Source organism: Metamycoplasma cloacale, from assembly GCF_900660735.1.
Taxonomy (GTDB): domain Bacteria; phylum Bacillota_I; class Bacilli_A; order Mycoplasmatales; family Metamycoplasmataceae; genus Metamycoplasma; species Metamycoplasma cloacale.
Window position 1 is genome coordinate 502488 of sequence record NZ_LR215049.1, and the last position, 15111, is coordinate 517598.

Sequence of the window (15111 nt, forward strand, 5' to 3'; positions counted from 1 at the left end):
TAAATTTTAATGTTATTAAAATTTATAGCAATTTCAAGTATAAAAAAATAAGACATTTGCCTTATTTTCTATTTTGCTTAATTGCTAATTCTTTTTCATAAGCCTCTAAATTGCTTGTATGCATTGCAAGTTTTTGTTGTTTTTCAGAAATTGTTGCTTTTGGCGCTTTTGAAATAAATGATTGATTATCAAGCATTTTTTTATTAAATTCAATCTCTTTTTTTGTTTCAGCAATTAATTTTAATAAATCTTTAATTTCTTGTTCTTTTTGTTCATCACTCATTTTGATATTGATTGAAATATCGTTTGGCAATTGAATCATAAAGTCGTTATTATCTTGAATTTCGTAATTAGTTAATTTCTTAATAATATCAATATCTGTTTGTGTTAAATCAATGTTTTTATATGTAAAGTATAACTTTTCTGCTTTTGAAATATGTTTTTCTTCACGATATTTTCTTAAGGTTGTAATGATATTGATAATTGATTGAATCTTATTAGCAACTTCTTCATCAACAACTTCAAATTGCAATGATGAAGCCTCAAGTAATTCTTCATGGAAAATATATTCAAATAAGTAATCAGTAACAAATGGCATAAATGGATGCATTAAGATTAGAATTTCTCTAAATAATCAATGTACTAATTTATTATTATTCTTAAATTTAATAAATTCTAGATATCAACTTGATAAATCATTGACAATGAAATCTTGAACATATTTAAAAATTAAGTTAAATTCATATTTATCCATGCAGTTTGAAATGCTTTGTTTAAATAATTGGAATTTAGCTAAAATTCATAAATCATAGTAATCAAGTTTTTTGAAGTTTATCTCATCTTTGGTATCAATCGGTAATGAAGAAATATATCTTGCAATGTTTCAGAATTTGTTAATAAATAAACGTGCAGTTTGAATTTTATCATCACTAAAGTTAATATCTTGACCAGGAGCGCAGTTGAAGATTAATGACATTCTTAAAACGTCAGAACCTTGCTCATCAATTACTTGAATAGGATCAATTCCATTGCCTAATGATTTAGACATTTTTCTACCTTCGGCGTCTCTAACAATTCCGTGAATTAATACTTCCTTGAATGGTTTTTCATTCATGAAATATAAACTTTGGAAATACATTCTGGCAACTCAAAAGAAAATAATATCATAAGCAGTTACTAAAACGTCAGTCGGGAAGTAACGTTTGATTTTGATATCAGTTTGTGGTCATCCTAGAAAAACAAAAGGTGATAATGCTGAAGAGAATCAAGTGTCCAATACGTCATTGTCTTGAACTCAACCTTCACCGGGATTTTCAATTTGAACTTTCACTTCATCATCTTTATATCAAGCAGGAATTCTATGGCCTCATCAGATTTGACGGCTGATTGTTCAATCATATGTATCGGTCATTCAACGAGTTAAATCTTTTGCAAAACGTTCTGGTATGAACTTAACACCATCTACTGATTCAAAATGTTTCAATAATTTTTGTGATAAGAAATTCATTTTCACAAATCATTGTGGTTGTACAAGAATTTCAATTGCTTCACCTGAACGTTCTGAATAACCCACAGCAGATTTGGTTTGTTCAACTTTGTCAATATAACCTTCATTTTCTAATTTAATATAAATTGATTCACGCGCAGAAAGACGATCTAAACCTTTGAATTCCATTGCTTGTTCATTTAGAATACCATTTTTATCAATACATTCAATGATTTCTAGATTGTTTTTCTTAATAATTTCTATATCATCAATTGCATGTGCAGACACTTTCATTACACCAGAACCGAATGTTGGATCAATTGTTTCTGATAAAACAACTGGTAGTTCTTTTTTAGTTAAAGGATGAATAATTGTTTTATTCTTTAATTCTTTAATTCGTTCATCTTTTGGATTAATTGCTACTGCAACGTCACTGAATAAAGTTTCAATTCTTGTAGTTGCAATAACTAAATGTTGATCACTATCTTTGATTGGATATTTAATGTAATAGATTTTTTGGTTAGTTTCACGTGAAACAACTTCAATGTTTGAAAGCGCTGTTTGCAATTTCGGATCTCAGTTAATTGGTTTATTGTCTCTATAAATCAAGCCTGCATTATATAAATCAACGAACACTTTTAAAACAGCTTCATTAGCTTCTGTGTCAAAAGTAAATCTTTCGTTTTCAAAATCTAAAGCTAGGCCTAATTTATCTCATTGACTAGTAATATTGTTTGAAAATTCTTCTTTTCATTTTCAAACCTCTTCAATAAACTTTTCACGACCTAAATCATATTTTGAAATGCCACGTTCAGCTAATTTCTTTTCAACAACAGCTTGAGTCGCAATACCAGCATGGTCTTTGCCTGGTACTCACATAACGTCATAACCTTGTAGTTTTTTATAACGAATGATTGTATCTTGAATATATGTATCAAGAGCGTGTCCAATATGTAATTTACCAGTTACATTAGGCGGAGGTAAAATAATTGTAAATGGACGTTTTGCTTCGTCATGTGTCATGAAAAATTTAGCTTTCTTTCATTTCTCATTTCTTTGATCTTCAACAATTTTGTGATTAAATGATTTTTCCATTTTTTGTTCTCCAATCTTATTAATGAAATCTCTTGATATTTCAATAATAGTGGTTTCTTCGAATTTCTCTTTGCTAATAATTTTTTTAGTTTTACCTGAACTAGTTGGTTGTTCAAGAAATAATTGTTGTTTCAATGATTCGTTTTTTAAATTGGTTTTGTCTACTCATCTATTTAATTCAAAGCTGGTACATCAAACGTAATGATGAGTATCAATTTGATATTTAAATAAGTTTTCGTAGTTATCTAAATAATTGAAATACTCAAAATAGTTTTCTTCAGTTTTTTTATCAAATATACCCAATTCTTTTTTAATCAAAGGATTGATTGGATTTTCCATAACTTGTGTGGTTCTACCTTCTTCAATTACCTTTGAATTATTAATAATATAGACATAATTTGTTACTTGATTTGCGAGTTTGTAATCTTTTAAAAAGTAGATTGCAATACCTCTATTTTGCAATGTATATTTATTTAAATCATCTAGAATTTCATATTGTTTTGAAATTGTTAATAAATTGATGTTGTTTCCTACAAGGATTAATGAAGGATTATTGATAAATATTTTTGCTTTTTCTAAATTAATTCTTTCATCTAAAGTTAAAGAATTAATTGGAAATTCCATTTTTTCAAAAGGAATATTTGCGTTTTTAAATGTATGGTAAACAATAGATTTTGATAGAAAGATTTGTATAATTCTTTCATTATTTCATTTATTGTCATTAAACAAATTAATTAAATCAATAAAGTCTTGTGATAATTTCTTTAAAATGTGAATAATATTCTTAACAATTTTGATTTTATTTACTAATTTAGCATCAAAATTAATTAATTTACTTGTATCAGTTGTTTCTAGATTATCAATATTAAATGCTTTACATAATGAATTGATTTTAGAAAGAATTTCTAAAAATAATTTACGATTATCTTTTCTTAAAACCTTTGCATTTTGAATGTTTTTTGCAGTTTCACGTTTCAATTTATTTTCAATTGTCGCAACGTTTCAACGATAATCATGTTGAATTTCAAGAAAATTATCTAAAGCATTCTTGTAATCATCAAGAGTGATACGTTCGCGGTTGAATTGTGAATATATGTTAGTGTTTTTATATAAATCATCAATTGTTAATGAAGAGCGCAAATTTTCTTTTTCTCTTTTAATAACATCATCAAAATAATTGATTTTAATATTAAAGTGAAAATTAATAATTTTATTAATAGTTTTCTTTAATTGTTTTTTAGTAATTTTTAAGTTAATCAATGTCGCTTCTGTTGAAATGACGTTAATGATATGATTAATTTCTTCATTTAATATGTTTAGATGTTCATATTTCAATCAAGAAAAGGGCTTAAATTTGCTTTTAAGAAACTTAATTAATTTTTTATTAACTGCGTAATTTTTATAATGATGCAAAAAAGAAGAAATTTTAGTTGAATGAATAATTTGACGTTTGTAGTAACGATTTTCTTGAATTAAATCGTATTTAGTTTTACGTAGAATTTCTGTTATCTCTTGTTTAATGACATCTCTTTTGTTTCTAATGTCTTGAAAATATTTATCAATAACAACACGTTTTTCTTTGTTTCAATCGTATTTATTTTGATATTTTCTTTCAATTAAGTTAAAGGCATTTCTTGCATCTAGATATGCTTTTTTGTTTAAAAATGATTCCCCTAGGTTGTATTTACGGTGAATATTTTCAACTAAAACAATTAAAGAATATTCATGTTTTTGGAATGAATCAATCAATTTTCTAAGCATTCTATATATTTCTTCAATCAATGCAGACAATTGTGTCGGTTCTAGAATATTAATATTTTTAATATCCATATCCCTAAAGAAAGTAATAATTGATTTTAGAATTTTTTCATTAGATTTTTGTAAATCAAAAAAATGAAATGACGCACGATTGTTTAAATAAACTTTGAAGTCTTCGTATGAATTATTTCAGGTATTAATAAAGTCATTTTTTAAAACATTAACTAAATTGCTTTCATTTAAATAATTACGAATATAGTGAAAACCATTAACATCTAATTGTTTATTTAAGAAAGTATGATCAAAACCATATGCAACATTTTTTGAAAATAAATGGTTTTGATGTGTTAAATGGTAATTTTCTGTAGATTTAAATTCGATGTAACCTTGATATGCTTTTAGGTCATCAAAATTATGGGTTAATAATTTAAAAATTAAAGATTTCGTTTCCTCATCGGCTCCTAAAAAACCGATGATATCGCTTGAGTTAGCATTCAATGATAAGTTGTTAATATAAGATAAAATCTTACCTTGTTTTTCTGCAATCATTTTTAAGTTAGTAACTCTTAATGAAGTGATTTTTTTGTTTAAATCCATTCTTAAAACCTACTTTCTTCTTTTGATCTTACTAATGGATTAACAATTTTGTATGTTGCTAAAATAATTGCTAGGTTAAAGAATATTTTAACAGGACTAGTTAAGGTATGTCCGGTTAAATTTACCCAGAAATCAGTTTTTAATGAAGAGCTATCTGCTCATGATAGTAAAATAACATTAACGAATTCTAATATTGCACATAAAGAAATAATTGCCATAATTTCAATAAATGTTTCATATTTTCTTCTTAAAAATAGACGATAAACAATTATTACGACACACATTAATAGAAAACCAGAAATTGTTAAAACAATATAGAATGTTTTGTTTTTAATAAAACGGTTATGTTCAAAAATTGAATTATCTAGGCTTGCAAATATTGAAATAATTACGAATATCTGCAATGCTAAAATAATCAGAGTTGAAATAAACGAGAAGTTAATCATTGCCGTTGGCTTATGTTTATTTTCTAGTAAAATGATTTTTACTTCATAGTATGCAATTTTTTCAGAGAAGTATTGAATATCAATTGAACTGTTTCTAAATAAAGCTTCATCGTATTGACGCTTAAAGAATTCAACAATTTCGGTGTATTTAAAAATTTTGTATTTCTTTGAAAAGAATATTTCGTTTAAGTTAAAGAAATAATAAGCACAAATTCCCGGAATAAAACCAGCCACTCCAACAGCTAATGTATATAAAAAGTGATAATATGTTGGAATTAATACAAACGAAATTAAATCAGCAATAACTCCAGTGATTAACCCAACAATTGGCCCAAAAATAAAACCAGTGATTTTTATTGGTAAGCCAATGAAACTGAATTTAAAACTAGGAAGTGCTGAGATAGGCACAATCCGTACAGATATTAAGAAAAAGACAACAGAAATAGCAATTAAAACACCCACAAACGCGATACGTTTTGAGCTTCATTTACGATAACTAAGTCCTGATTGAAGACGTAGTCATTTAATATAATGTCTAATTCCGCCGGGTAATTTTAAATCCATTTTGTTTCCTTTTAATAATTATATTATTCTTTTATATTGTAATCTTCTGTACGATATTTTTTATAAAAGTTAGATTTTAGACGTTTCTTGAAAAAGAAACTTTTTTCAACAGTTGGTTCGTTAATGAATACTTTATAAAAGCTTGCATTAACAATAACACCTATGTATATAAAATATGACATAACTGATGTTAGTAGAATTACATACATAAAGGCAGCAATTGGCCCATATTTTTGATAACGAATAATTGAGGTTAATGAACCAAATATTAAAATAAATATAGAAGTCGGTATAGAGGATATCATCGCTCCTGGATGGATGTAATTTAGTTTTAATTTAAAACTTGGAGCGTATTTGAAAAATAATAGAAATCCAATGTAGGTAAAAATAGGTAGACATAGAAAGATGGTAAAGTAATAAACCAATCAAAAAGGTGTTGTTAATTTTAAATCCTTTATTGTCATTAAATCAGTTCATTCATTTGGAAAAACACCAAAATTACTTTCATCAATTAAAAAGGTCATAAACGCAGTAAATGCTAAAAGTAATAATGTTAATCCACATGTTAAAACTAAACTAACTACAATCCCTTTTAAACGATATTTTCACATCTTGTTTTCGGTTTTATGTTCATACAATGCATCAATTGAATGAACAAATTTTGAATATCCATTTGAAGATAATCAAATGATTGAGAAGATGAAAATAATAAATGTTACAATTTCACCAGCGTTTGATCAAAGATCGCTCATTTTAGGTAAAACATCTTGAATCCCGGGGATAACAGAACCCAATATAACGTATCTTAATACAATATCGTAATGTTCGTTAATTGGTCCTATTATTGCAGTCATCAATATAGAAACAGGGATGAATGATAAGAATAGATATAAGGCATAACCCGCAGGAATAAATGCAAACTCATGCGAATGCATTTTATCGTAAGCGTGGTTAACAATCTCTTGCCCTTTTGTTTTAGAACTTTTTAGATGTCTTGGAACTGCAATGAATAAAATTGCATAAATAATTCATTTAAAAATCTTTTCAAAAATGTTGTTTGATTTCTTTGTTTGAATTACTTGATTTTTGCTTAAACTTTCGTTATTTTTAATTGATTCATTTTTGATTTTGGATTCTCAACCCGTTTGAGTTTTATTTTTCTTTCTTTTTCAAGCCATTATAAATATTTTTCCTCTAGATACTTATTAAGTTCAGCAGTATTTCCTTTTCCCATAGTTTTTTTCATAAATTGACCCATAATAAATTTTAATGCTTTATTATAATCGGTTTTCAATTGAGATTCTAAATTAGAATTTTCTTTCAAAATATCAGCAACAATATCTGCAATATTTATAACGATTGATTCAATATATAATTGATTGTTTTTAGCTAAATCAATAATTGAATGTGCTGAATTATTTTGTTTTAATTCAATTAATTTAATGAAATTCTTTTTATCGATTTTTGCATTATTCAACAATTCAATTGCATCCTTGCAATCTCTTGGAGTAAATAGCAGATCTTGAATATTTAAGTTGTTTGAATTTAGATAACTAACAACTTCTGAAAAGAATATATTTGCAGATTTTTTAAAATCAGTGGATTCAATTGAATCAAGATATTTAGCATATTCAATATTATTAATTAATTGTGAAATTTGAACATTGTTTAAGCCTAAAGATAAGTAACGATTTTCACGTGCAAAAGGTAATTCTTCAATATTAACCGCATCAATTAACTGTTTTGATAACGAAATATATGGAATATTTGGATCGGGAAAGTATTTATAATCAATGCTATCGCTTTTTGAACGCATGACAATAGTTGTTTGACTTTGTTCATCAAAACGTTTCGTACATTGCTCAAAGGTTTGATTATTTTCATAACAATTGATTTGATATTGCATTTCGTATTGAATTGCTTTCTCAATATTTGAAATTGAGTTTAAGTTCTTTATTTCTACCCGTGTATTTAAATCATTTGTACCTTTTTTTCTTACTGAAATATTAACATCGGTACGTAAGCTACCTTCGTTCATTTTAGCATCTGAAATATTTAATGCTAATGCAGTTAATCTAATTGCTTCAACATAAGCCTTTGCATCTTCAATTGAATGAATAACTGGTCTTGAAACAATTTCAATTAAGGGAACGCTAGCACGATTTTGATTTAAATAAGTATAGTCATCATCATGAATTGATTTAGCAGTATCTTCTTCTAAATGAATTCTTTCGATTAAAATATCTTTTCATTGATCTTTTACTTTAATTTTAATTAAACCATCTTTACCAATTGGTCTAAATTGTTGAGTAATTTGATAGCCTTTGTTTAAATCGGGATAGAAATAATTTTTTCTATCAAAGCGAATTTCTGAATCAATTGTCATATTTAAGGCTTTTGCTAATTTAATCCCTTTAATTATTGCTTCTGAATTAACTAAAGGTAGTGTGCCTGGATAACCTAGGTCAATATGTGAAACATTGCAATTTTCTTTAGCTTCATATGTATTAGGAGCTGGTGAAAACATTTTAGTTTTAGTATTTAATTCCAAGTGAATCTCAATACCAATAACTAATTCTCAATCATTAATCATTGATACCTCCTAATAACTTTTCAATATATAAGGCATATGAAAATAAATCTTTGTCTTGATATAAGTTTGTCTCTAATGTAATATTAAATGGCATACTATCAACTATGCTTTGTCCTAATTTCATTGTCATTGAAGGATTACCTGTTAAATTAGCTGCGGTTAAAATGTAATCTCAATACCCACCATTGTATTCGTGATTGAATTTAGGTGCACAATCACTTGAAGCGGGAAAAATCAATAAATCAACATCACTATGAATCTTTTTGAAATAATCACTAATTACTCTACGCATTTTTTTAGCTTTAACAAAGTATTTGATTTGATTTTCTTGTTCAAGGAAATATGAACCTAAAATTAAACGAGATTGTACCATTTTTCCTAAACCATTTGAACGTGTTAATTTATATGTTTCTTCTCAATTAACACCTTCGTGTCTATTACCAAAATTAACTCCGGTAAGGTTTGCTAAATTTGAAGATGCTTCACTGAATGAAATAATCGCATAAACAACATTAACTGATTTAAGAATATTTTCATCTTGTTCAATTTCGATTAATTCAATATTTTCTGATTTTAATTTGTTTAATAGGTTATTGTATGCTTTGACAACATCATCAGATAAATGCTTATCAACTTTAAAATATCCAACACGTTTAGGTTTGACTTCTTTAATTGTTGATAAATCAAAGCTTAAATCAATAGATGTTAGGTCATGTTGCAGATCTTGTTGATATAAAACAGATGATAGTTCAATACAATCAGATACGTTATGTGTGAAATAAGCCACTGTATCTAATGATGTTGCAAAACTATACAATCCATAACGACTAATTGCACCATAACTTGGTTTAAACCCAACAACTCCAATATTTGATGCAGGTTTTCTTACGGAATCTCCTGTATCAGAACCAATTGCAAAACTTATATTTTTAGTAAAAGTTGCAGCGGCGCCCGATGAAGAACCACCAACGTAGTATTCATTATTTAAAGGGTTTTTAATAACACCATAAGCTGAGTATGTTCCACTACCACCTAAACCAAATTCATCTAGATGTGTTCTAGCAACTGAAATAGCACCTGCATTTCTTAATAATTTCAATACAGTTGCTTCATATTGAGGATAAAAATTATTTAAAATTAGCGAAGAAGCTGATGCTTTAACATTTAAATCAGCATAGTTATCTTTAATTGTAAAAACACAGTCTTTTAAACAACCATCTTGTTTTGCTTCAATTTCAGAATAGATATGTGCTACTGCATTATTTTTATCTGCTTTTAATTCTTTAATTGCGTTTAATAGATTTCCTTTATTTTTCATTTATATAACCTTTTTCATAATTACAAAATTATCATCTTTATTAGAAGCGTTATTTAATAAATCTTTTTTAGCAATTAAATAATCTAATTTAACTTCATCTTTTCTTAAAAGACTAAAATCAATTGGTTTTTCATTAATATGACTCATTGGTTTGACATTTGATAAATCAATTGACGCTAGTTCTTCTAAAGCTAGGTCAATTGCACTATGCAATTCATTGGTTATTGCAACAACATCATCTGATGGTATAAATAACAAATCATTAGCTAATTTATAAATTTTTTCTTTATCCATAATTCTCCTTATCACTTAGTAGGTGCTATGAAAATTTGATTATTATATTCAGCAAATTCTTCAGATAAACCACTGAATTTAACTGAATATGAGTGTAGAAATAAACGTTTCGCTCTTTCTCCACCATATTTAATATCTCCTAAAATAGGAGTTTTTAGATATTCAAGCGTTGCTCTAATTTGATGTTTTTTTCCAGTCAAGATTTGAGCATATTTTTTATTATTTTCAATTCAAAAAATAGTTTTAGCCTTAACTCCAAAATTTGGATCTACTACCATTTTTTCTTTATCAACTTCTTTTTTCAATCTCACAGTTATTTCTAATTTAGGATTAATACGTCCATTGATTGATTTACTATTTTTTACAATCGTTTCTTCATTGAAATCGGAAACGAATTGATAAATTTTTTCGAAATTATTTTGTTTAGCGTCAAATTCAACTAATGTTTTATAGTTTTTTGCATAAACCACTAAACCACTAGTTTTTTTATCAATTCTTCCAATTGATGCCGGTGTAAATGAACTAGTTTTTTTGTAATTTAGATATTTAAGAATTTGATTGTCTAAACAGTTTGGTTCTGAATGCATTGCAACGTTAATTGCTTTATCAACGATTAGCAAATTCTTATCTTCATAAATTAATTTAAAGTTAATATTAGCATCTTGTCTTTCAAATGGTTTTGATACATTTTCTAAACCATATACAATAATTTCGTCTTTTAGTTGAACTTTGTATTGTTTATTATTGTTTCTTACGCCATTTACTTTAATATCTTTTTGACGAAAACTTTTTTCAATTCTTGAAATTGGAACGTTGTCAAAAATTTTTACTAAATATTTAAATAAAGTTCGATCAACATCGTCTTTTTTAGGTTTTAGGATAATAAAATTACTCATTTTCTTCATCCCCTGTTGTCATTAAAACGTTGGCATCTTGTTCCTCTTGTCTTTGTGAATCAAATAGGTTGAATGATTCTTCCTCCATTGCTTCATCTGTATATCTGCTGAATTCGGGGAAAGGAGGTAATTCGGCTAATGTTTTGATTTTGAAATAATCATAGAATTTATTAGTAATTCCATAAAGAATCGGATTTCCTGGTGTAGATGCCACACCAACTTCTTCAATAATTCCTTTAGCCAATAAGTTAGCAACAATATTATCACTAACAATTCCACGAATATTTGAAATCATTGAACGTGTAACTGGTTGTTTATAAGCAACAATACCAGCGACCTCAATTGAAGCATTTGATAGATGTTGTTTACGTACAATTGTAACTAATTCAGAAATTTGTTCCTTCACAGCTTCAATTGTTAAAAATTTAAAAACATCATTAAACTCATGAACTTTAATGCCGCGATCTAATTCGTTAAAGTATTTTTGAAAATCTTTTAATAATCTTCTTGCTTCTTGTACTGTATTTAATTTAAAAATATCTTTCGCTTGTTCGCTTGATAGTCCTTCGCTACCTTGAACAAATAATAATGCTTCAATAATTTTATTCTTCATATTCCACCCCTTTATAGAATTTAATTAACCCTTCATTTTCTAATTGTTCCATAACAACAATCTCTTGTCTTGCTAGATCTAAAATTGCAAGTAATGTAATGACAAAATGTCCAACTGTTGGAACATCAAATATTTCTTTAAAATCAACTTCATTACGATTCTTAAATAGTTTTAAAATTCTTTTCTTTTGTTCTTCAGGACTAACCGCAATTGTTGAAATAGTTACATTTCTAATTAATTCAGCATATGTTCTTTCAAACATTTTTCTTAAGGCAATAACTAACCTTGAACTATTTGCATGTCCATCCAAAACAGTGCTATCTATTTCTTTTGCAAATTCAGAGATATCATCTGGATTTTTTGTAAAGTAATTACCTCTAATTTCTTCTTGCTTTTTAAGAACTAAAGAAATTTCTTTGAATTTTTCATATTCAGCAATTTGCTCTAATAGACGTTTTTTCTCTTCTTTAATTTCTTCTTCAACTTCTGGATCTTGAAGAATAATTCTTGCTTTTAATTGCAATAAAGTTGCAGCCATAACTAAATATTCAGATGCAATATCAAATTCATAAGCTTCAAGACCTTTAATAATTTCTAAATATTGGGTAGCTAATTCAGCTAAATCGACATCAAAAATGTCAATGTTTTTTTCTTTAATTAAATGAACCAATAAATCAAGTGGTCCATCAAAGTTTTTTAACTTAAAAACATGTCTCTCTGCTAATGGACGTTCTTCTTTAACTTCGTTTTCTTGATTTATTGAAATTTCTTTAATTTCTGGTTTCTTTAATTCTTGTTGCATGATTTATATACCTATTTTTTGTGAGCTCTTTTTGTATATGTGTTTTTAATTGTTTCGTCTGATGTAATTGTTTGTTCAATGTATGCAGATGCAACGGTGTTTTTAACAATTTCAGCAATATCACTTGTTTTTACTGTATTCACCATAGCTGGTTTAATTGCATTGTGAAAAATAACTTCAACTTCTAAAATGCCTTCTCTGTTTTTATCCAAAGCATTTGCTGCGTTGTTAATAGTTACAGGGACAATTGGTAAAAAGCAATCTTGCGCTATTTTAAAAGCACCAGGTTTAAATTCACCTAATTTGCCATCTTTAGTTCTTGTACCTTCAGCAAAAATCACACCACATGATTTAGTTGATTTTACAAAATTTCCAAAATCGTATAAGTTTTTTACAACTTCTCTTGGTTTTTCCATATCTAAATAGAATGTATCCATTAATGAAGCAACTAAAGCAATACCTTTTTTATCTTGAACAGATGAGTTAGCAATGTATGATGAAATTTTGTTTTTAATATCTACATTTCCATTGTTATTCATTGCAACTGTCATAATCAAAGCATCTAAATATGTTGAATGGTTAGGAACGATTAAACATGCTCCGTCTGGAACATTTTCTAATCCTTTAACATTTACTTTAATTCCAAGATATTTAAGAATACTTTTAAATCTCTTTTGCAAAAATTCATTTCTTTCAACTTTTGAGATATATTCAGGCATTCTTTTGTTTTTACGTGCTTTTAACTGAATATTTCAATATAAACTCAAAATTGGTAATATGTTTCAAAACATTCTAGTTTTTAATTTCATAATTTCTCCTTATTTATAGGCAACAGCAATTACAAAACCGCAATCGTTTGTTGTTGATAAATTAAAATTTTTAAATAAATATCTACCACTTTCATGTTTGGTAATCTCAATTGAACTAAAATTTCCATAACGATTATCCACTTTAAAAATAGCTTCTTTTAAAGCTCAACGAGTAGCTAAAAAAACTGGTTTTTGATATTTATTCAAAGTTTTATAAACTTCAATTTCTTTAGGGGCTAATATGTGTTCAACCGCTCTTGAACTTAAATTTTTAAAGCGTTTTATTTTTGTTAAGTCAATTCCAATCATAATTTCTCTTTAATTAAATATTTTAATATTTAAAATTATAGAAAAATATTAAAATTTATCGCTAATATTACAATAAAAAAAGAATAACCACTATTTTAGTGGCTATTTAATTAAACTAATGGGTCAAATGGAGATAATTCAACTGCTTCTTTATCAAATGCTTCCAGCACTTCTTTTGGTAAGTATTTTTTATCTACAATTGCCATGTAGTTGAAGTCATCAAATCATTGATCCGACATTGAAAATAAACCTTTTTTACCAGTAGAATCTCCTCATGAGTTTTCAACTTTTCAAGTCAATGGTTTACCGTTTTCATCTAAATTAACTCCAACGAAGTTCATTGCATGACTTAATAAAGATGCTCTTGATTCAAATCTTTCTCTTTTACTAAATTCAGGTGTTTTAGTCAAGGTTTGATCGTATAGATATAATTGACTATCCATTATTCCTAAATTAGAGTTTGAATAAGTTCCAACATCACAACCGAATCAAACTGTTTTGCCGTCTTTAATTTGATCAATGATTGCTTGTTTCATAACATCAATGTCAACGTTTAACATTTTAATATGTGGTGAATCACTTCTGTTTTTCAAATAATTCATTGATAGGAAGGTATTTTTTGGGTGTTCTTCACGTGGATCGCAAACCAAATCAACTTTGTTTTCAATTGTTTCTTTAGCGTATTTTTCAAAGAATTCCATTGGTGTAATATTTGAAATTCTTTGGAATTTTTTATCTTTATCTGTGTATTCAAATGTGAATGTTTTTGGCGGATGACCTAATGTTTTAACTAAAATATTGTATACATCGCTTAATGCTTGTTCTTTAATTTTGTAAATTTCTGTAATGTTTTTATGCGCTTTATAAGCAGCTCTCATTCTTGATGTGTAAGCTTTTAATCTTCAATTTAATTGTTCTAGAAGAACATGAGTTGATTCACTGTGGAATGTTTCATTCATTGCAGATTTTGGACAAATTCCATATTTTTCAATGATATTAATAAAGAATTCTCAATAACCACCATCTTGAACTGGATCTTGGTTCATTAATCTGTATAAACGATCTTCATTATCTAATTCAAGTCCTTCTTGAATAATGAATTCTAAATAAGTATTTGCTTTTTCTAATTTATCAAAGAAGTGAATGTAATTTTGTGCTAATTCTAAATTTTCTACATTTAGAGTTTCCATCATTTCAACTCTAATTTCGTTTAAAGCGGCAAAAATTCAACATCTTCCACTTGATTTTTGGTTTGTAATTGAACCAATTTTTGTTTCATTTGAAAAAGTAAATGTATGTTTTTTAACAACTTCATTATTTAATGAAGAATCACGAATTCCACTTTTGATAATGGCGTTTTCAATAATGGCGTTTTTTGGGTCGTTATTATATGCTCTTTCGAATTTTTCTAATAATTCTTGTGTAATATTTTTCATTTTAACTCCTTATTAATTAATAATTTTAGCATAAATTAAATATAAGATTTATCTATATAAAGAACATTGAATTAAATTCTTTTTTTCAACAATTT

12 protein-coding genes are annotated in these 15111 nt (G+C 27.0%); all 12 read right to left on the reverse strand.

What is annotated here, in order from left to right; all coding sequences use genetic code 4:
- Window positions 1-61: 61 nt before the first annotated feature.
- Window positions 62-4936, reverse strand: a complete 4875-nt coding sequence (locus tag EXC28_RS04495) for a valine--tRNA ligase (protein WP_274540949.1) — start codon at window positions 4934-4936, stop codon at window positions 62-64.
- A gap of 2 nt (window positions 4937-4938) precedes the next feature.
- The gene (locus tag EXC28_RS02340) at window positions 4939-5946 is read right to left on the reverse strand and encodes a hypothetical protein (RefSeq protein WP_029330086.1); all 1008 of its coding nucleotides are present in this window, start codon (window positions 5944-5946) and stop codon (window positions 4939-4941) included.
- Window positions 5947-5969: 23 nt separating this feature from the next.
- The gene (locus tag EXC28_RS05855) at window positions 5970-7124 is read right to left on the reverse strand and encodes a YhjD/YihY/BrkB family envelope integrity protein (RefSeq protein ID WP_051622552.1); all 1155 of its coding nucleotides are present in this window, start codon (window positions 7122-7124) and stop codon (window positions 5970-5972) included.
- Window positions 7124-8539: an Asp-tRNA(Asn)/Glu-tRNA(Gln) amidotransferase subunit GatB gene (gene gatB, locus EXC28_RS02350; RefSeq protein ID WP_029330083.1), complete on the reverse strand. Its 1416-nt coding sequence runs from the start codon at window positions 8537-8539 to the stop codon at window positions 7124-7126. Before gatB ends, EXC28_RS05855 begins: the two co-directional genes overlap by 1 nt.
- Window positions 8532-9857 carry an amidase family protein gene (locus EXC28_RS02355; RefSeq protein ID WP_029330081.1) on the reverse strand — a complete coding sequence of 442 codons (1326 nt, stop codon included), beginning with the start codon at window positions 9855-9857 and terminating at the stop codon, window positions 8532-8534. Before EXC28_RS02355 ends, gatB begins: the two co-directional genes overlap by 8 nt.
- Entirely contained in the window at window positions 9858-10151 is a 294-nt protein-coding gene (locus EXC28_RS02990) for an Asp-tRNA(Asn)/Glu-tRNA(Gln) amidotransferase subunit GatC (protein WP_029330079.1), read from the reverse strand.
- Between the two features lie 8 nt (window positions 10152-10159).
- Window positions 10160-11047: an RluA family pseudouridine synthase gene (locus tag EXC28_RS02360; protein ID WP_029330077.1), complete on the reverse strand. Its 888-nt coding sequence runs from the start codon at window positions 11045-11047 to the stop codon at window positions 10160-10162.
- A complete protein-coding gene (gene scpB / locus EXC28_RS02365; RefSeq protein WP_029330074.1) occupies window positions 11040-11660 on the reverse strand; it encodes an SMC-Scp complex subunit ScpB in 621 nt (206 codons plus the stop codon). The genes EXC28_RS02360 and scpB overlap by 8 nt, the downstream gene beginning before the upstream one ends.
- Complete coding sequence (locus tag EXC28_RS02370; protein WP_036437369.1) at window positions 11650-12462, reverse strand: segregation/condensation protein A; 813 nt, start codon at window positions 12460-12462, stop codon at window positions 11650-11652. The genes scpB and EXC28_RS02370 overlap by 11 nt, the downstream gene beginning before the upstream one ends.
- A gap of 11 nt (window positions 12463-12473) precedes the next feature.
- The gene (locus tag EXC28_RS02375) at window positions 12474-13271 is read right to left on the reverse strand and encodes a lysophospholipid acyltransferase family protein (protein ID WP_029330070.1); all 798 of its coding nucleotides are present in this window, start codon (window positions 13269-13271) and stop codon (window positions 12474-12476) included.
- A gap of 9 nt (window positions 13272-13280) precedes the next feature.
- Window positions 13281-13580 (reverse strand): 4'-phosphopantetheinyl transferase superfamily protein, encoded by a 300-nt coding sequence (locus tag EXC28_RS05860; protein ID WP_029330069.1) that lies wholly within the window; start codon window positions 13578-13580, stop codon window positions 13281-13283.
- A 110-nt stretch (window positions 13581-13690) separates the two neighbouring features.
- Window positions 13691-15016 (reverse strand): C1 family peptidase, encoded by a 1326-nt coding sequence (locus tag EXC28_RS02385; RefSeq protein ID WP_029330067.1) that lies wholly within the window; start codon window positions 15014-15016, stop codon window positions 13691-13693.
- Between the last annotated feature and the right edge of the window lie 95 nt (window positions 15017-15111).